At 72.4% G+C, this 17,869-nt stretch carries 16 protein-coding genes; 9 read left to right on the top strand and 7 right to left on the bottom strand.

Annotated elements, in window-relative coordinates; all coding sequences use genetic code 11:
• Window positions 1–208 precede the first annotated feature (208 nt).
• The gene (locus ACTRO_RS30070) at window positions 209–2,431 is read left to right on the top strand and encodes an NADP-dependent isocitrate dehydrogenase (RefSeq protein ID WP_034277349.1); all 2,223 of its coding nucleotides are present in this window, start codon (window positions 209–211) and stop codon (window positions 2,429–2,431) included.
• 110 nt (window positions 2,432–2,541) lie between these two features.
• Here ACTRO_RS30070 and ACTRO_RS30065 read toward each other — a convergent pair whose 3' ends face one another.
• Complete coding sequence (locus ACTRO_RS30065) at window positions 2,542–2,802, bottom strand: DUF3017 domain-containing protein (protein ID WP_034268473.1); 261 nt, start codon at window positions 2,800–2,802, stop codon at window positions 2,542–2,544.
• A gap of 149 nt (window positions 2,803–2,951) precedes the next feature.
• Between ACTRO_RS30065 and ACTRO_RS44135 the strand changes: the two genes are divergently transcribed.
• From ACTRO_RS44135 to ACTRO_RS30045, 4 genes are all read left to right on the top strand, one after another.
• A complete protein-coding gene (locus tag ACTRO_RS44135) occupies window positions 2,952–3,230 on the top strand; it encodes a LapA family protein (protein WP_211244461.1) in 279 nt (92 codons plus the stop codon).
• Window positions 3,231–3,502: 272 nt separating this feature from the next.
• Window positions 3,503–3,820, top strand: coding sequence for a hypothetical protein (locus tag ACTRO_RS49175; protein WP_245594530.1), 318 nt, complete (start codon window positions 3,503–3,505; stop codon window positions 3,818–3,820).
• A 140-nt stretch (window positions 3,821–3,960) separates the two neighbouring features.
• Window positions 3,961–6,324 carry a 1,4-alpha-glucan branching protein GlgB gene (glgB, locus tag ACTRO_RS30050; protein ID WP_051451608.1) on the top strand — a complete coding sequence of 788 codons (2,364 nt, stop codon included), beginning with the start codon at window positions 3,961–3,963 and terminating at the stop codon, window positions 6,322–6,324.
• Between the two features lie 238 nt (window positions 6,325–6,562).
• A complete protein-coding gene (locus tag ACTRO_RS30045; RefSeq protein WP_245594529.1) occupies window positions 6,563–8,233 on the top strand; it encodes a hypothetical protein in 1,671 nt (556 codons plus the stop codon).
• Window positions 8,234–8,319: 86 nt separating this feature from the next.
• Here ACTRO_RS30045 and ACTRO_RS30040 read toward each other — a convergent pair whose 3' ends face one another.
• Window positions 8,320–9,177: a bifunctional methylenetetrahydrofolate dehydrogenase/methenyltetrahydrofolate cyclohydrolase gene (locus ACTRO_RS30040; protein ID WP_034268471.1), complete on the bottom strand. Its 858-nt coding sequence runs from the start codon at window positions 9,175–9,177 to the stop codon at window positions 8,320–8,322.
• Between the two features lie 125 nt (window positions 9,178–9,302).
• Between ACTRO_RS30040 and ACTRO_RS30035 the strand changes: the two genes are divergently transcribed.
• Complete coding sequence (locus ACTRO_RS30035; RefSeq protein WP_034268468.1) at window positions 9,303–9,740, top strand: DUF4190 domain-containing protein; 438 nt, start codon at window positions 9,303–9,305, stop codon at window positions 9,738–9,740.
• Between the two features lie 62 nt (window positions 9,741–9,802).
• Here the strand turns inward: ACTRO_RS30035 and purH are convergent, their stop codons facing one another.
• Together purH and purN are read right to left on the bottom strand one after the other, a co-directional pair.
• Window positions 9,803–11,425 carry a bifunctional phosphoribosylaminoimidazolecarboxamide formyltransferase/IMP cyclohydrolase gene (gene purH, locus ACTRO_RS30030; RefSeq protein WP_051451607.1) on the bottom strand — a complete coding sequence of 541 codons (1,623 nt, stop codon included), beginning with the start codon at window positions 11,423–11,425 and terminating at the stop codon, window positions 9,803–9,805.
• Window positions 11,426–11,498: 73 nt separating this feature from the next.
• Entirely contained in the window at window positions 11,499–12,137 is a 639-nt protein-coding gene (purN, locus tag ACTRO_RS30025) for a phosphoribosylglycinamide formyltransferase (RefSeq protein ID WP_245594528.1), read from the bottom strand.
• 131 nt (window positions 12,138–12,268) lie between these two features.
• Between purN and ACTRO_RS30020 the strand changes: the two genes are divergently transcribed.
• The 3 genes from ACTRO_RS30020 (at window position 12,269) to ACTRO_RS30010 (ending at window position 14,708) form a co-directional block, all read left to right on the top strand.
• Complete coding sequence (locus tag ACTRO_RS30020; protein ID WP_034268466.1) at window positions 12,269–13,255, top strand: hypothetical protein; 987 nt, start codon at window positions 12,269–12,271, stop codon at window positions 13,253–13,255.
• The gene (locus tag ACTRO_RS30015; RefSeq protein ID WP_051451606.1) at window positions 13,256–13,690 is read left to right on the top strand and encodes a DUF2752 domain-containing protein; all 435 of its coding nucleotides are present in this window, start codon (window positions 13,256–13,258) and stop codon (window positions 13,688–13,690) included. It abuts the gene before it with no gap.
• 100 nt (window positions 13,691–13,790) lie between these two features.
• Window positions 13,791–14,708: an RDD family protein gene (locus tag ACTRO_RS30010; protein ID WP_051451605.1), complete on the top strand. Its 918-nt coding sequence runs from the start codon at window positions 13,791–13,793 to the stop codon at window positions 14,706–14,708.
• 11 nt (window positions 14,709–14,719) lie between these two features.
• Here the strand turns inward: ACTRO_RS30010 and ACTRO_RS47615 are convergent, their stop codons facing one another.
• The 3 genes from ACTRO_RS47615 to sucD all read right to left on the bottom strand — a co-directional run bounded on the left by ACTRO_RS47615 (window position 14,720) and on the right by sucD (window position 17,859).
• The gene (locus tag ACTRO_RS47615) at window positions 14,720–16,300 is read right to left on the bottom strand and encodes a cell division protein PerM (protein ID WP_157436540.1); all 1,581 of its coding nucleotides are present in this window, start codon (window positions 16,298–16,300) and stop codon (window positions 14,720–14,722) included.
• Between the two features lie 93 nt (window positions 16,301–16,393).
• Window positions 16,394–16,888, bottom strand: a complete 495-nt coding sequence (locus ACTRO_RS30000; protein WP_051451604.1) for a YbaK/EbsC family protein — start codon at window positions 16,886–16,888, stop codon at window positions 16,394–16,396.
• Window positions 16,889–16,977: 89 nt separating this feature from the next.
• Window positions 16,978–17,859 carry a succinate--CoA ligase subunit alpha gene (sucD, locus tag ACTRO_RS29995; RefSeq protein ID WP_034268460.1) on the bottom strand — a complete coding sequence of 294 codons (882 nt, stop codon included), beginning with the start codon at window positions 17,857–17,859 and terminating at the stop codon, window positions 16,978–16,980.
• Window positions 17,860–17,869 lie beyond the last annotated feature (10 nt).

Genomic DNA, 17,869 nt, shown 5'->3' with positions numbered 1-17,869 from the left:
GTTCGGGCCCGGGCCGTACTCGGCTCCGCGGGTTGCCCGCCCGCCGTAACGTTACTCCGCCGCTCGGACCGGTTCGGCGGCGACCGGCTGTGAGACGCGTGACAGCGAAGGGCCCGCGACGCCCCCGAGCCGAGTAGGGCCGGGGCCCGGGACTGGGGTATCTTGATGTCGAGAAAAAGTGTCGTCGCATACCGAAGCGGAGCACCCGGTGACAGACTCGACCATCATCTACACCCACACCGACGAGGCGCCCGCGCTGGCGACCTACTCGTTCCTGCCAATCATCGAGGCCTACGCCTCGACGGCCGGGGTGAGCGTCCAGACGCGCGACATCTCGCTGGCGGGGCGGATCCTCGCGGTGTTCCCGGAGTACCTCACCGAGGCGCAGCGGATCGGCGACGCGCTCACCGAGCTCGGCGAGCTGGCCACCACGCCCGAGGCCAACATCATCAAGCTGCCGAACGTCTCCGCCTCGGTGCCGCAGCTCAAGGCCGCGGTCGCGGAGCTGCGGGCGCGGGGCTATGAGCTGCCGGACTACCCGGACGAGCCGAAGACCGACGCCGAGCGCGACGTGCGGGCCCGGTACGACAAGGTCAAGGGCAGCGCGGTCAACCCGGTGCTGCGCGAGGGCAACTCGGACCGGCGCGCCCCCGCCTCGGTGAAGAACTACGCCAAGACGCACCCGCACCGCATGGGCGCCTGGTCCTCCTCGTCCCAGACGAACGTGGCGACCATGGGCGAGGACGACTTCCGCTCCACCGAGCAGTCCGCCGTCATCACCGCCGACGGCAAGCTGCGGATCGAGCACGTCGCCGAGGACGGCACCGTGACCGTGCTGCGCGAGTCCGTGCCGGTGCTCGCCGAGGAGGTCGTGGACGCCTCGGTCATGCACGTCGCCGCGCTGCGCTCGTTCCTGACCGACCAGGTGGCCCGGGCCAAGGACGAGGGCGTGCTCTTCTCGGTGCACCTGAAGGCCACCATGATGAAGGTCTCCGACCCGATCGTCTTCGGCCACGTCGTGCGCGCCTTCTTCCCGAAGACCTTCGCCGCCTTCGGCGCGGACCTGGCCGCGGCGGGCCTGAGCCCGAACGACGGCCTCGGCGGGATCCTGACCGGCCTCGCGGCGCTGCCGAACGGGGACGAGATCAAGGCCTCCTTCGACGCCGAGCTGGCCGACGGACCGGCGCTGGCCATGGTCGACTCCGACCGCGGCATCACCAACCTGCACGTGCCCAGCGACGTCATCGTGGACGCGTCGATGCCGGCCATGATCCGCACCTCCGGCCACATGTGGGGCCCGGACGGCGCCGAGCACGACACCCTGGCGGTGCTGCCGGACAGCAGCTACGCCGGCGTCTACCAGAGCGTCATCGAGGACTGCCGCGCCCACGGCGCCTTCGACCCGGCCACCATGGGCTCGGTGCCCAACGTGGGCCTGATGGCGCAGAAGGCCGAGGAGTACGGCAGCCACGACAAGACCTTCGAGCTCGCGGCGGCCGGCACCGTGCGGGTGGTGGACGCGGCCACCGGCGCGGCCGTGCTCGAGCAGCCGGTCGGGGCCGGGGACATCTTCCGGATGTGCCAGACCAAGGACGCGCCGATCCGCGACTGGGTGAAGCTGGCCGTCTCCCGCGGCCGGGCCACCGGCTCGCCGGTGGTGTTCTGGCTCGACGCGAACCGCGCGCACGACGCGCAGCTGATCCGCAAGGTCGTCACCTACCTGACCGACCACGACACCGAGGGCCTGACCATCGAGATCCTCTCGCCGGTCGACGCCACCGCCTACTCGCTCGAGCGCATCCGCCGCGGCGAGGACACCATCTCGGTCACCGGCAACGTGCTGCGCGACTACCTGACCGACCTGTTCCCGATCCTGGAGCTGGGCACCAGCGCCAAGATGCTCTCGGTCGTCCCGCTGATGAACGGCGGCGGCCTGTTCGAGACCGGCGCCGGCGGCTCGGCGCCCAAGCACGTGCAGCAGCTGGTCAAGGAGAACTACCTGCGCTGGGACAGCCTCGGCGAGTTCCTGGCGCTGGCGGTCAGCTTCGAGCACCTGGCCCAGACCACCGGCAACGCGCGCGCCCAGGTGCTCGCGGACACCCTGGACCGGGCCACCGCGACGTTCCTGAACGAGAACAAGTCGCCCAGCCGCAAGCTCGGCGGGATCGACAACCGCGGCAGCCACTTCTACCTGGCGCTCTACTGGGCCCAGGAGCTCGCCGCGCAGCAGGCCGACGCGGAGCTCGCCGCGGCGTTCGCGCCGCTGGCCGAGACCCTCACCGCGCAGGAGGAGACCATCGTGCGGGAGCTGATCGCGGTCCAGGGCAGCCCGGTGGACCTCGGCGGCTACTACCAGCCGGACCCGGCGAAGGCCGCGGCCGCGATGCGTCCCTCGGCCACCTTCAACCAGGCGCTCTCGCTGCTCGGCTGATGCCGATGCCCCGCTAGGCGTTCGCGGGCAGCACCGAAGACCGGCCGTCGCCCGGATGGAGATTGCTCCATCCGGGCGACGGCCGTCTGCTTAGGTGCAGGTCGCGGCGGCTAACCCGCGAGCGGGAAGAGCGAGAGGATCAGCATCACCAGGCCGAGCAGGCCCATGGTGACCACGTCGACCCCGCGGCCGCGCACGGCCAGCAGGCCGACCCGCGGGGTGGGCAGCGCGAAGCGCAGACCGGAGCCGAGCAGCAGCGAGCAGCCCAGAATGAGCACGCCGTGCTGCAGATTGCCCAGCGCGATCAGGGCCACGGCCACTACGGCCACCGCGAAGACGGTGGCGAACGGCCACTCGTGCCTTACGTCCATGCCTCCATGGAACCACGTCCGGACGGCCCCCGCCGCCGCGTCCGATCGGGGCCGGTTTCGCCAGCCGGATCAGCCGTTCGGCGGATGTCGGGGCATTCCGGACGCCGAAAGCGGGAATGATCATTACCCCGTTCGAAGGAGCCGAGGTCATGAGCACCGGCAACCTCCCCCCGACCGGCCAGAAGCCCACCGCGGGTTCGCGTGTGGCCGACAAGCTGGCCAAGCCCAAGGTCGCCCTGGGCATCATCATCACCGCCCTGGCCATCTGGTTCATCGCGATCAACAACGCCACTGTGCGCATCCACTTCTGGGTGGCCTGGGTCAGCGCGAAGCTGTGGATCGTGCTGCTGCTGGTCTTCGTGCTCGGAGCGCTGGCGTCCTATCTGCTCTCCTGGCGCCGCAGCCGCCGGGCCCGGCGCCAGATGTAGCGCCAGGCGTAGCGCGGACGCCGCGCGCGCCCCGCCGCGTCCGCGCGAGCCCAGGTCCGCACCCGAAACCTCAGGACTGGGGGCGCACGCCACCCCTTCGCCCGCACGGACCCTGGCGCGCGAGGCGAACGGATACGTACGGAAGCCAACCGCCCGCGGGCCGCGCCCCGCGCGCGCCATGGTCCGCGGGCGGGCGGTGTCCTACGTTGGGAGTACCGACGGGCAGGTCCGGTATCCCGCTCCCACCCCCCGCGATGACCCGAGGTTCCCGAATGTCTTGCGACTCCCGCTTCGACGCGCCGTCAACCCTCCCCGCGTCGCCCGCCTCCGCCGTCCCCGCATCCTCCTTCGTCCGTCCGGCTCACCCGGAACTGTGCTCCATCAAGGTGTTCTGCGGCGACTGCAGCTGCGGCTGCCCCGAGCTCTTCCTCGACCCGAAGGCCGACCAGGCCCGCCGGATCGTGCTCGCCGACGACTTCGGCCAGCACGTGCAGATGTCCGTCGAGCAGCTCGGCGTGCTGGTCAGGGAGGCGAAGGCGGGCGAGCTCGACCATCTGCTGGTCCGCCGCTGCGGCACCGAGCCCGGGTGAGGCGCCGGCGGCCCCGGATCCGGGGCCGCCGGCCGGCGGGCGTCCGGCACGAGAGCACCGCCTCCCGTTATGCGCACATACGTGGCAGGGTGGGACGGGTGAAGGGAAGCAGTGAAACTCTCAGCCGGCATCCCGGCACCATGTCCACCGTGGCCCCGGCCGCGCAGGCCGAGCCCCTGTCCGCCCACGACCGCGACGCCCTGCTCGGCGGCGCGTGTCACGATCCCCACGCCCTCCTCGGCGCGCACCCGGCCGGAACCGGCCACCGCCTCATCCGGGTCCTGAGACCCTTCGCGGACGCCGTCTCGGTGCTGCAGGAGGACGGCGAGTTCACGCTGCGGCCGGAGGGCGAGGGCCTGTTCGCCGGCCTGGTGCCCGGCCGCGCCGACGACGCCTACCGGCTGCGGGTGGACTACGGCGAGTCCAGCCTGGAACAGCTCGACGGCTACCGGTTCCTGCCGGCGCTCGGCGAGGTGGACCTGCACCTGATCGGCGAGGGCCGGCACGAGCAGCTGTGGGAGGCGCTCGGCGCCCACATCCGTACCCTGACGGCGCCCGACGGCTCCACGGCCGAGGGCGCCGGTTTCGCGGTCTGGGCGCCCAACGCCCAGGGCGTGCGGCTGATCGGCGACTTCAACTACTGGGACGGGCTCGCCCACCCGATGCGCACGCTCGGCTCGAGCGGAGTGTGGGAGCTGTTCGTGCCGGGGATCGGCCCCGGCCACCGGTACAAGTACGAGATCCTCGGCCGCGACGGGGTGTGGCGGCAGAAGGCCGACCCGCTGGCGCAGGCGACCGAGACCCCGCCGGACACCGCCTCCGTGCTCACCCGCTCGGAATACCGCTGGCACGACGACGCCTGGCTGCGCGCGCGGGCCGCGACCGATCCGCACGCCTGCCCGCAGTCGGTCTACGAGGTGCACCTGGCCTCGTGGCGGCCCGGGCTGACCTACCGTGAGCTGGCCGAGCAGCTGCCCGCCTACGTCAATGAGCTGGGTTTCACGCACGTCGAGATCCTGCCGCCGACCGAGCACCCGTTCGGCGGGTCCTGGGGCTACCAGGTCTCCTCCTACTTCGCGCCGACCGCCCGGCTGGGCACCCCGGACGACTTCCGGGCGCTGGTGGACGCGCTGCACCAGGCCGGCATCGGCGTGATCGTGGACTGGGTGCCGGCGCACTTCCCCAAGGACGCCTGGGCGCTGGCCCAGTTCGACGGCACCAGCCTGTACGAGCACCCGGACCCGTGGCGCGGCGAGCACCCGGACTGGGGCACCCTGGTCTTCGACTACGGCCGCAACGAGGTGCGCAACTTCCTGATGGCCTCGGCCATCTACTGGTGCGAGGAGATGCACGTCGACGGCCTGCGGGTGGACGCGGTGGCCTCGATGCTCTACCTGGACTACTCGCGCAAGCCGGGCGCCTGGCACCCGAACGCCTACGGCGGCCGGGAGAACCTGGAGGCGGTCTCCTTCATCCAGGAGCTGACCGCGACGGTGTACAAGCGCGTCCCCGGCGTGATGATGGCCGCCGAGGAGTCCACCTCCTGGCCGGGCGTGACGCTGCCGACCGACCGCTACCCGGACGGCTCGGCCTTCTCCGGCCTCGGCTTCGGCCTGAAGTGGAACATGGGCTGGATGCACGACACCCTCGACTACCTGGCCGAGGAGCCGTTCAACCGGCGCTACCACCACCACCAGATGACCTTCGCGCTGATGTACGCCTACAGCGAGAACTTCATGCTCCCGCTCAGCCACGACGAGGTCGTGCACGGCAAGGGCTCGCTGCTGCGCAAGATGCCGGGCGACCGCTGGCAGCAGCTGGCCAATCTCAGGGCCCTGTTCGCCTACATGTGGGCGCATCCGGGTAAACAGCTGCTCTTCTCCGGCGGCGAGTTCGGCCAGGACGCCGAGTGGTCCGAGCAGCGCGGGCTGGACTGGTACCTGCTCGACCGGCCCGGGCACCGCGGCGTGTTGCGCACGGTGCAGGACCTGAACGCGGCCTACCGGGCCCGGCCGGCGCTGTGGGAGCAGGACTTCAGCAGCGCGGGCTTCGGCTGGCTGTCCGCCGACGACGCCGAGCACAACGTGTTCGCGTTCGTGCGCTGGGCCAAGGACGGCACGCCGCTGGTGTGCGTGGCCAACTTCGCCGGGGTGCCGTGGGAGGGCCACCGGATACCGCTGCCGTGGTCGGCCGCGCAGGCCCGGGAGTGGGTCGAGGTGCTCAACACCGACGCGGAGCAGTACGGCGGCAGCGGCGTCGGCAACTTCGGCCGGGTGCCGGTGCGCGACGAGCCGATGTGGGGCCAGCCCGCGCACGCCGTGCTGCGCCTGCCCCCGCTGGGCGTGCTGTGGCTGGAGCCCGCGCCGCCGCCGGCGGCGCAGGACGGTGCCGCGGCCGCGACCGGGGCCGTGCCGGTGACGGAGCTCGAGGCGTCGGCGGATCCCGGGGCGAGCGAACTGGCCGACGACCTGTCAGCCGAGGAGGCAGCAGAAGCAGAGAGCTGATCCGCATTCGCACTGCCGGCGGCCCGCCTCGCGCCACGAGGCGGGCCGCCGGTTTTCGTTCGTATGTTGAGACAAAATCTTGAGACCGCCGGGATTTGCGGCATTCCTCAGTTTCCTTCGACCAGACTTCGCCCCCCGTTCACCCCCGCGCCCTGTGCGCACCAACCCGTGGCGGTGACCTTTCCCGGGCGGGCCCGTCGGTCCGCCGGAGGCGAAGTCGTGAGAAGAAGGGAACCGCATGCTCGAGGGAGTTTCGAGCCGCCCGTCCCGGCGGGTGCGGCGCGGGGCGATCGGGGTGGCCGCGTCGCTGGCGCTCGGCGCGTGCGTGGTCGGCGCGTCCGGGGGGACGGCCCAGGCCGCCGCGGGCGGCAAGGGCGCGCTGATCCCGGGCGGCCTGCTGGTCAGCCGACTGCACTACACCGGCACCGCGCGCCTGCTCACCGCCGGCGTGAGCGTGCTGCCGACCGGCGCGACCGCGATCGCCGACGGCGATTTCGCGCACGTGTGGGACAACGTCTCGGTCGACCCGAACTTCGGGGTGACCGCGCCGATCTACCTGGACCAGGTCAGCGGTTCCGGCCGGGTGCTCGGCTCGATCGCCGTGCCGACCGGCGCCCCGGGCGCCTCGAGCCGCGGCCACGACCAGCTGACCGGCAGCTTCTCCTCGAAGTCCGAGGGCGCGCTGAACCTCTCGACCCGCGGCGACGCGGTCACGTTCATGGGCTACGCGGTCCCGGCGAACACGATCGACGCCTCGAACGGCAACACCCCGGGCGTCGTCGACCCGACCAACCCGGACGCCCAGTCGGTCTACCGGGCCGTCGGCGAGCTCGACGAGAACGGCAAGTTCTCCTTCACCGAGACCAACGCCTACAGCGGGGACAACGGCCGCGCCGCGGTCCTGGACGACGCCACCGGCCTGTACTACACCGCCGGCAACTCCAACAACGGCAGCGGCACCTCGGTGCCCGGGCTCATCTCCGGCACCGGCGCGCAACTGGTCACCCCGGCCCACAAGCCCGAGCAGGCGCAGAATCCCGGGCAGCCGACCCCGGCCGGCGGCTTCAGCGTGACCGAGCTTCCGGGCGTCACCAAGGCGGACAAGCTCGGTAAGGACACGAACTTCGCCGGCGTGGCCGTGTACGGCAATGTCCTGTATTACACCAAGGGCTCCGGCAGCAACGGCGTCGACACCGTGTACTTCGTCGACACCACCGGCACCGCCTGCCCGGCCGGCACAGGCACGCCGGCGGCCGGGGCGCCGCTGCCGACCGCCGCGGACGCGTACGACGCCGAGACCGGCCAGCCGACCGACAACATGTGCATCCTTTCCGGCTTCCCGACCGGCCTGGCCAAGTCGCTCAAGACCCCGGACACCGGTGCTTCGAGCAACGCCGCCGACTTCGGCGCGCTGTGGTTCGCGAACTCGACCACGCTCTACGTCGCCGACTCGGGCAACGGCACCGACACCTACGACGCCACCACCGGCCTGTACACGGACGCGGCTGCGCAGAACCTGGCCGGCATCCAGAAGTGGTCGCTGGTGAACGGCACCTGGACGTACGACTACACCCTGAACACCGGCCTCGGCCTGGGCGTGCCGTACACCGCGAAGGGCCTGCCGACCGGCATCAACGCGATCACCGGCACGCCGTGGACCCCGGCCGTGGACGGCATCCGCAACTTCACCGGCACGGTGAACCGGAACGGGACGGTCACCCTCTACGGCGTGACCACTTCCATCGGCGGCGTGTCCGACTACGGCGCCGACCCGAACAAGCTGGTCGCCGTGACCGACTCGGTCTCGGCCACCACCCAGCCGGCCAACGAGCACTACTCCACGCTGGAGACCGCGGCCACCGGCGACGTGTTGCGCGGCGTGTCCGTGGCGCCGGGCTGCACCCGCTAGCCACCCGCTAGCACCCGGAGAACGGAACCGGCCGTGGCCGACACAGTTCGTGTAGGCCACGGCCGGTTCGCCGTTCCATCGGTCCGTCAGCGCAGGCCGGCCGCGCGCTCGGCCGCCTCGACCACGTTGGTCAGCAGCAGCGCGCGGGTCATCGGGCCGACCCCGCCCGGGTTCGGCGAGACGAAGCCGGCCACCTCGGCCACGCCCGGGTGCACGTCGCCGGTCAGCTTGCCCTCCACGTGCGCGACACCGACGTCGAGCACCGCGGCGCCCGGCTTGACCATGTCCGGGGTGATGATGTGCGGGACGCCGGCCGCGGCCACGATCACGTCCGCGCGGCGGGTGTGCGCGGCCAGGTCCCGCGTGCCGGTGTGGCACAGCGTCACGGTCGCGTTCTCGCTGCGGCGGGTCAGGATCAGGCCCAGCGGTCGGCCGACGGTGGTGCCGCGGCCGACCACCACGACCTCCGCGCCGCGCAGCTCCACCCCGAACCGGCGCAGCAGCACCACGCAGCCCCAGGGCGTGCACGGCAGCGGCGTCGGCTCGTTCAGCACGAGCTTGCCCAGGCTCAGCGGGTGCAGGCCGTCGGCGTCCTTGGCCTGGTCGATCCGCTCGAGCACGCGGAACTCGTCGAGGCCCTTGGGCAGCGGCAGCTGCACCAGGTACGCGTGGCAGGCCGGGTCCGCGTTGAGCTCCGCCACCACGGCCTCGACCTCGGCCTGGGTGGCCGTCGCGGGCAGCCGCCGGTCGATCGACTCGATCCCGATCAGAGCACTGTCGCGGTGCTTCATCGAGACGTACGCGTGCGAGCCCGGGTCGTCGCCCACCAGGACCGTGCCGAGCCCCGGGACCACCCCGTGCTCCTTGAGCCGCTCCACCCGGGCGGCGAGGTCCGCGCGGATCTCCTTGGCCGTCGCCCAGCCGTCCAACACCGTTGCCGTCATATCGCCCATCCTCGCATTCGGTTCATTCACACGCCCTGCTGTCTATCCGAACCCGGCGGGCGTGTTCTAGGCTCGAGTTCCGATCGCACGTTCAGCCGACTGATTTCACGGAGAGTGAAGAGCCGATGTCCGACCAGTGGGGGAACGCGCCCCAGGAACCGCAGCCGACCGGTTCGCTGCCGCAGTACTCGGGCGGCTACGCGTACCCGGGCGACGGCGGCCTCGGTGGCTACCCCGAGATCTCCGGGCCGCCGCGCACCAGCAAACTGGCCATCAGCTCGCTCGTCCTCGGCATCGTCTCGCTGCCCGCCATCGCCATCGGCATCGGCCCGCTCCTGGCCCTGGTCGGCCTGATCCTGGGCATCATCGGGATCGTCGGCGCCCGCCGGAAGAACCTCAAGCGCGGCATCGGCATCGCCGGCATCATCCTCAGCGCCGTCGGCCTCATCGCCGGAACGCTGCTGCTCGTCGCGGCCGCCAACGCGGCCAACTCGTGCAAGTCCGTGGACAGGAACGACAACGCCGCCTACACGCAGTGCGTCAAGGACCACCTGAAGCTCTGACGCCCCGGCACTTCCCGATCGGGGCCGCGCCGCCGGCGCGGCCCCGATCAGTGTTCTTCAGCTCAGTGCGCGAAGTGCCGGGTGCCGGTCAGGTACATCGAGACCCCGGCGGCCTCGGCGGCCGCGATGGAGTCGGCGTCCCGGACCGAGCCGCCCGGCTGCACCACCGCGCGCACCCCGGCGTCGATCAGCACCTGCAGGCCGTCGGCGAACGGGAAGTACGCGTCCGAGGCGACGACCGAGCCCGCGGCCCGCTCGCCGGCCCGGGCCACCGCCAGGCGGGCCGAGTCGACCCGGTTGACCTGGCCCATGCCCACGCCGACCGAGGCCTGGCCGTGCGCGAGCAGGATCGCGTTGGACTTGACCGCGCGCACCGCCCGCCAGGCGAAGGCCAGATCGGCCAGCACCTCGTCGGACGCGGCCGGGCCGGCCGCCAGCTGCCAGGCGGCGGGGTCGTCGCCCGGAGCCTGGTAGAGGTCGCCCTCCTGCACCAGCAGGCCGCCGCAGATCTGGCGGAACTCACGCACCCGCCGGGCCTTGGCCGGGGTGCGCAGCAGCCTGATGTTCTTGCGGGCGGCCAGGATCTCCACCGCGCCGTCCTCGTACTCCGGGGCGATGAGCACCTCGGTGAAGATGTCGGCGACCTGGCGGGCCATCTCCACGGTCACCGGCCGGTTGACCGCGATGACCCCGCCGAACGCGGAGACCGGGTCGCAGGCGTGCGCCTTGCGGTGCGCGTCGGCCACGCCCTCGGCCGAGATCGCGATCCCGCACGGGTTGGCGTGCTTCATGACCGCCACGCACGGGTCGGCGAAGTCGTAGGCGGCGCGCAGCGCGGCGTCGGCGTCCACGTAGTTGTTGAAGGACATCTCCTTGCCGTGCAGCTGCTCCGCCTCGGCCAGCGTGTCCCCGCTCTCCTGGGCCAGGTACAGCGCCGCGCCCTGGTGCGGGTTCTCGCCGTAGCGCAGCACCGAGGAGCGCTGGTAGGGCATGGCCAGGAACTCGGGGAAGGGCGAGTCGTCGGCCGGGGCGTAGTCCCGGGCGAACCAGGAGGCCACGGCCGCGTCGTAGGCCGCGGTGTGCGCGAAGGCCTCGGCGGCCAGCCGCTTGCGCTGCTCCAGGCTGAACCCGCCCTCGGGCGAGGCCAGCGCGGCGAGCACGTCGCCGTAGCGGGCCGGGTTGACCACGATGGCCACGGTGGGGTGGTTCTTCGCCGCGGCGCGCACCATCGAGGGGCCGCCGATGTCGATCTGCTCCACGCACTCGTCCTGCGTGGCGCCGGAGGCGACGGTCTGCTGGAACGGGTAGAGGTTGCTCACCACCAGGTCGAACGGCTCGATGCCGAGCTGCTCGAGCTGCGCGACGTGGTCCGGCAGCCGGCGGTCGGCCAGGATGCCCGCGTGCACCTTCGGGTGCAGGGTCTTGACCCGGCCGTCCAGGCACTCGGGGAAGCCGGTCAACTCGGCCACCTCGGTCACCGGCAGCCCCAGGCCGCGGATCAGGGCGGCGCTCTTGCCGGTGGACACCATCGCCACGCCGGCCTCGTGCAGGCCGCGCACGAGGTCTTCGAGTCCGGCCTTGTCGTAGACGCTGACCAGCGCCCGCTTGATCTTCACCGTGTCCGCTCCGCTCAGTGTGTTCCGGGTGTTCGCGCTGGTTCCGGCAGATCGCGTGTCTCCGCTCATGAGGCCGCCTCGCCAGCGCTCGGCAGGCGCATTCGCGCAGTCGCTGTGTTCATCGGATCGCTCGCAAGCTCGCTCACGGCACCGTCACCTTCCGATCCGTGATGCTCCAGCCGCCGCGGGCCATCCGGCCCACGCTCTCGACGAGCATGGCGCGCTCGGCGATCTTGATCCGTTCGTGCAGGCCGGCCTCGTCGTCCCCGTCCTCGACCGGCACGGCCCGCTGGGCGATCACCGGGCCGTCGTCGATGCCGTCGGAGACCATGAACAAGGTGGCGCCGGTGATCTTGACGCCGTACTCGAGCGCGTCGCGGGGCGCCAGCATGCCCGGGAAGGCGGGCGAGAGGGCGGGATGGGTGTTGACGACGCGCTGCGGGAAGGCGGCCAGGAACTCGGCGCCGAACAGCTTCATGAATCCGGCGCTGATCAGCAGGTCGGGCTCGTAAGCGACGGCCGCGTCGCGCACCGCGCGATCCCAGTCGGCGCGGTGCGGGTAGTCCTTGACCCGGTGGACGAAGGTGGGCACGCCCGCCGCGGCGGCGCGATCGAGGGCGGCGATCCCGTCCCGGTCGGCGCCGACGGCGACCACCTCGGCCCCGTAAGCGGGGTCCCGGCAGGCGTCGAGCAGGGCTTGGAGGTTGGTGCCGGACCCCGAGACGAACACGACGAGGCGTGCGGGGGTATGGCTCGGTAAGACAGTCAGAGTGGAGGCCACGACCGCGGCTCCCTTTCTGTGAGATTCTGTGACCAGACCGCGCCTTCGAGCGGGACGCGGATGTGCGCCCAACGATATCTATGGATACCGTGAGAGGGCCAATCAGCGACTTAGACGGAGCCCAGGACACCGTGACCGACCCTTCGCCCAGCCAGACCGAGCCCACCGAGCCGGTGGAGGGCAAGCAGGACGCGCCCGCGGGCGGGGGCCGCGCGCCCCAGGGCAAGCAGCCGCCGCGCTGGTCAGACCAGCAGCCGGAGCCGGCTCCGTGGTACCTCGGGCGTCCGGGCGGTCCGGCCAAGCCGGGGCAGGGCCCCGGGAACGCGCCGGGCCCGGGTCCGGGCGGCTGGGGCGCGCCGCCGAACGGGCCGGCCCGGCCCGGCCAGGGCCCCGACAAGCAGGACCAGCCCGGCGGCCAGGGCGGCCGGCCGCAGGACCAACCCCAGGATCAACCGCAGGACCAACCGCAGGACCGGCCCGGCGTGCCGGCCTGGACCGGGCAGCTGCCCGGGCGCGGCGGGCCGGGCCAGGGCGGCCAGAACGGCCAGAACCAGGGCGGTCCGGGCTACCGGCCGCAGCCTCCGCAGGGCCCCGGCGGCCCCGGACCGCAGGGCCGTCCCTCGCCGTGGCACGGCCCGAACCGCTACGGCCCGCCGCAGCAGCGCCCCGACCTCTCCCGCCAGGGCCAGCAGCGCCCGGGCGCGGCCGAGGAGCCGCGCGGCCCGCTGGACCTGCGCACCCGCTGGGCCAGGGGCCTGGCCCTCGGCGCCACCGCGTGCATGCTGATCGCGCTCTGGTACGCGTACTCGAACATCGCCGTCTTCCCGACCTTCCTGATCAGCGCCGCGGTCGCCATCGTGCTGGCCCTGGCCGGGCTCTGGCTCGGCGTGTTCGCGCAGCGCGAGGCCATGCGCAAGAACAAGCGCGCGCCGGAGGCGGTGGGGGCGATCGTGTGGAGCTCGATCGCCGCGTTCATCTCGCTGATGATCCTGGCCTACTCGATGATCTTCTACGCCCAGCTGAACCAGTTCGCGCACTGCATGCGCTCGGCGACGACGATCGCGCTGCAGAACCAGTGCGTGACCAACTACGAGAACAGCTACAGCAGGCAGAACTAGATGGCCGCCGGCGGCCCGGGTCCGGTGCCGGCCGCGCGGTGGATCCGTCTGCCGGCGAGGCGCCCGGCCGTCCGCCTCGGCGTCTCGGCCGAGCGGCTGGCCCTCGTCGCGGTCGCCTCGCTCGGCGCGGCCTGGGTGCACGAGCACCACGATCCGGGTGCGCTGTGCCCACTGCGCCGGCTGACCGGCGTGCCGTGCCCGCTGTGCGGCTCGACGACGGTGTTCATGGAGGCGGGCGCGGGCCACTGGTACGCCGCTCTGACCGCCAATCCGTTCACGGTCCTCGCCGCGCTGCTTTTCCTGGCTGCGCCGATCCTCTCGGTCGACCCGGTCCGGTCCTGGGCCGGGCTGCCGCGCGCCTGGCGGCTGTGGCCGCTGATCGCGGTGGCCGCGGTGAGCTGGCTCTGGCAGCTGCACCGCTTCGGGTTCCTCTGAGCCGGCCGCCGACCCGTCCTCCGACGGAGTAATCCGAGAGGCGAGGGCCGCATGATCGGCGCAGGATCTGTTTGACGGACGAACAGATCTGGAGGCCACGGTGACGACGCCCGAGAATCCGACGCCGGAGCAGCCCGAAGATCAGGACGCGTCATCCGCCGAGGCGCCGGACGACGCGCAGCCCTCGCCGCCACAGCCAGAGCCGCAGCAGCCTTCGCCGGTGTGGAACCCCGCCGCAGACCAGGACGAGGCGCCGCACGACCACCAGCAGCAGCCGCGCTTCGACGAGGCGGGCAACCCGACGGCGCACGACGCGGTGCCGCCCCCGCTCTCCGGCTACGGACAGCAGCCGACCCAGGGGCAGGGGCAGACACAGCCGCAGGGACAGTGGCAGGGCCAGCCGCAGTGGCAAGGGCAGCAGCAGCAGGGCCAGCCGACGTACGCCAACAACAACTCCCACCAGCCGGGCTACGGTCAACAGCCGCCCGGATACGGCCGGCAGCCGCCGCCCGGGTACGACCAGCAGCCCGGATACAGCTACCCTCCCCCGCCGCCGGAATACGGCGGCCAGTACGGCTTCCCCTCGGACCGTCCCGCCGGCATGCCGCCGTACGCCGGGTGGGGTCAGCGCGTCGTCGCGTGGCTGATCGACAACCTGGTCGCCGCGGTCGGCATCGACCTGTTGGAGGCCTCGTACTCCGACTGGAACACCAGCGGCCGCGCGGTGAGCTGGGTGATCACCGTCATCGGCGGCATCTGGGCGCTCTACAACGCCTACCAGGCCGGGCAGACCGGCCAGTCCACCGGCAAGCGGATGATGCACATCCGGCTCGCCCGCTACGTCGACGGGCAGGTCGTCGGCGGCGGCTACGGCCTGCTGCGCCTGTTCATGAACGTCGTGTTCTGGGTGATCTGCGTCATTCCGGGGCTGCTGAACTACCTCTGGCCGCTGTGGGACAAGAAGTCGCAGACCTGGAGCGACAAGGTCGCCTCGTCCGTCGTGGTCAAGGCGCAGTAGGGGCCGGCGTCTCAGGGCTCTTCGGGAGCGGCCTCGGGCTCGGCGGGCTCGGCGGGCTCGGGCTCGGCCACGGGTGCCTCGGCGGCCGGTTCTTCGGCGACGGCCGCAGGCTCGGGCACGGGCTCCGGCACGGGCACGGGTGTGACGACCGCGGGCGCTTCCTGCCGCTGCGCGACGACGTACACCGGGACATCCTCGTCATCGCCGACGGAGACGACCTCGCATCCGTACATCAGCTCCGGCCCGCGTTCGCGCCGCCAGGGCCAGGACAGCGAGGGCATGGCCGGCATCGAGGGCCGTGAGGGCATGGACGGCATGGACGGCAACGTGGGCAGCGAAGGCAGCGCGAGCCTCGGCAGGAGGTAGCGCAGCCCCAGCACCATGCTCGCGGCCAGCCCGAACTCGAGCGTCGTCAGCACGCCCACCAGCCACGCGGTGGATCCGACCAGCGACATCGGGCCGAACGCGACCGGCCCGCCCGCGTACATCTCCAGCACGCCCGCGACCAGTCCGCACAGCGCCGCCATCACCGCGGCCGCGGCGACCCGGTCCGACCACTCCCGCACCGACCGGGCGATCACCCACGTGCCGGCGGCGCCGGCCAGCAGCGGCACGAGGAGCAGCGAGAGCCACCACGCGTTCGGGTGCTGCGAGGCCGGAGCGGCGGCCAGCAGCGGCAATCCGGGCAGCGGACCGCGCACGACGTCGAACATCGTCACGCTGGTGCCGGTGCCGAGCGCGAACCCCGGGCCGAGCAGCAGCGCCCCCGCCCACAGCACCGCGTTCGGCACCAACGCCAGGTCGATCAGGAACAACCCGCTCTCGCCGGCCATCCCGCCGCCGGTCGCCCGGCGCACCTCGGCGAGGGCGTCGGCGTGGACGACGACGGCCGCCGCGGACGCGAACGCGGCGGCGCCGAGCCATACGGACAACGCGACCGCCGCGCCGCGGGCCGCGCGCGGGGGCAACCGCCGCACCGTGGGCCCCGGGATCAGCTCCCTGATCGCGTCGACGGCCCCGGCCCCGTGGCCTGCCAACGCCAGCACGGCCGGGTAGAAGAACACCTGCGCGTACTGCGGGTGCAGGCCCGCGTCCGCGCTGCAGGTCGCGACGACGAAGGCCGCGGTCGCGTAGCCGACCGCGGCGCCGAGCGTCGCCCGCGGCACGAACTCGGGCTTGCGGCGGGCGGTCCGGCGCCCGGCCGCGAACAGCCCGAGCAGCGGCATCAGCGTGAATCCCAGGGGGCTGAGACCGAACGGGCCGTCGACGGCGTGCATCAGCACGTGGTGCGCGGCGAGCCAGAGCTGGCCGCTGATCCGGACCGGGACCCACGGATCGGCTCCGTCCGGGGCCGCGGTGGCCCACAGCGTGAGCGTGAGAGCCGCCGCCAGCAGCCAGCCGCAGGCCGCGACGATCAGCCCCGAGCGCACTCCGGTCAGATAGTCGGCGGCATGTCCGGACAGGTCGGCGCCGACGCGGCGGGGCAGCTCGCGCAGCGCGTCGGGCAGCGGCGGGAGGACGGCGCGGCGCAGACCGAGCCCGACCGGCTCGGCCGCCTCAGCCCCGGCGGGCGCCTGATCGGTGTCGGCCACCGTCCCATGCTGGCCCGCGCCCGCGCGCCGCCGGGCCCGGCTCGCCCGGCACGCCGCCAGCGTCACCCGAACGGGGAACGCCCGGCCTCCGGATCAGTCCACCGCGACGATCTCGCCGCCGGTCGCCGCGACCAGACGGGCGAAGTCGGTCGGGAACACGGCCTGGTGGTGCCCGGCCGCGGCCCAGATCACCTCGTACCCGGCCAGGGTCTCGTCCACCAGCGTGCGCACCGGCGCCGGGTGCCCCAACGGCGCGACCCCGCCGATCGCCTGGCCGGTGGCCTCGCGCACGAAGTCGGCCGAGGCGCGGCGGATCTTGCCGACCCCGATCCGCTCGGCCAGCGCGGCGGTCTCCACCCGGTGGGCGCCGCTGGTGAGCACGAGCAGCGGCGCGCCGTCGGCCTCGAAGATCAGACTGTTGGCGATCGCGCCGACCGGGCAGCCGATCTGCTCGGCGGCCGTCGCGGCGGATTGCGCGGTGGACGGCAGCACTCGTACTTCGTCGGCGATCCCCGCGGCCAGCAGGGCGTCGCGGACCAGACGCACGCCGGGACGCTCCAGGATCGCCTGCTCGTCATCGATCAGCATGACGGCAGCTTAGCCCGTCGCAGAACGCGAACGTCCCCCGCGACCGCTCGGGCCGTGGGGGACGTTCGCGTGTCGGACTGCCAGGACCCTTACAGGGCCTCGACGATCTCGCGCATCAGCTTGGCGGTCTCGGACGGGGTCTTGCCCACCTTGACGCCGACGGCCTCGAGGGCCTCCTTCTTCGCCTGCGCGGTGCCGGAGGAGCCGGAGACGATGGCGCCGGCGTGGCCCATGGTCTTGCCCTCGGGCGCGGTGAAGCCGGCCACGTAGCCCACCACCGGCTTGGTGATGTTCTCCTTGATGTAGGCCGCGGCCCGCTCCTCGGCGTCGCCGCCGATCTCGCCGATCATCACGATCGCGGCGGTCTCCGGGTCGTCCTGGAAGGCCTGGAGCGCGTCGATGTGCGTGGTGCCGATCACCGGGTCGCCGCCGATGCCGACGCAGCTGGAGAAACCCAGGTCGCGCAGCTCGTACATCATCTGGTAGGTCAGCGTGCCGGACTTCGAGACCAGGCCGATCTTGCCGGGCTTGGTGATGTCGGCCGGGATGATGCCCGCGTTCGACTTCCCGGGGCTGATCAGGCCGGGGCAGTTCGGCCCGACGATGCGGGTCTTCTTGCCCTGCGCGTGCGCCCAGAACACGGTCGAGTCGTGCACCGGGATGCCCTCGGTGATCACCACGGCGAGCGGGATCTCGGCGTCGATCGCCTCGATCACGGCCGACTTGGCGAAGGCCGGCGGCACGAAGATGACCGAGACGTTCGCGCCGGTCTCGGCGATGGCCTCGGCCACGGTGCCGAACACCGGGATGAGCTGGCCGTCGACTTCGACCTTCTCGCCGGCCTTGCGCGGGTTTACGCCGCCGACGATCTTGGAGCCGGAGGCGAGCATCCGCTTGGTGTGCTTCATGCCCTCAGAGCCGGTCATGCCCTGGACGATGATCTTGGAGTCCTCGTTGAGGAAGATAGCCATTCGTCAGCCC

This window comes from Actinospica robiniae DSM 44927 (assembly GCF_000504285.1).
GTDB lineage: Bacteria > Actinomycetota > Actinomycetes > Streptomycetales > Catenulisporaceae > Actinospica > Actinospica robiniae.
The sequence above is the reverse complement of the archived record's forward strand: the minus strand, read 5'-3'. Positions and strand labels throughout refer to the sequence as shown.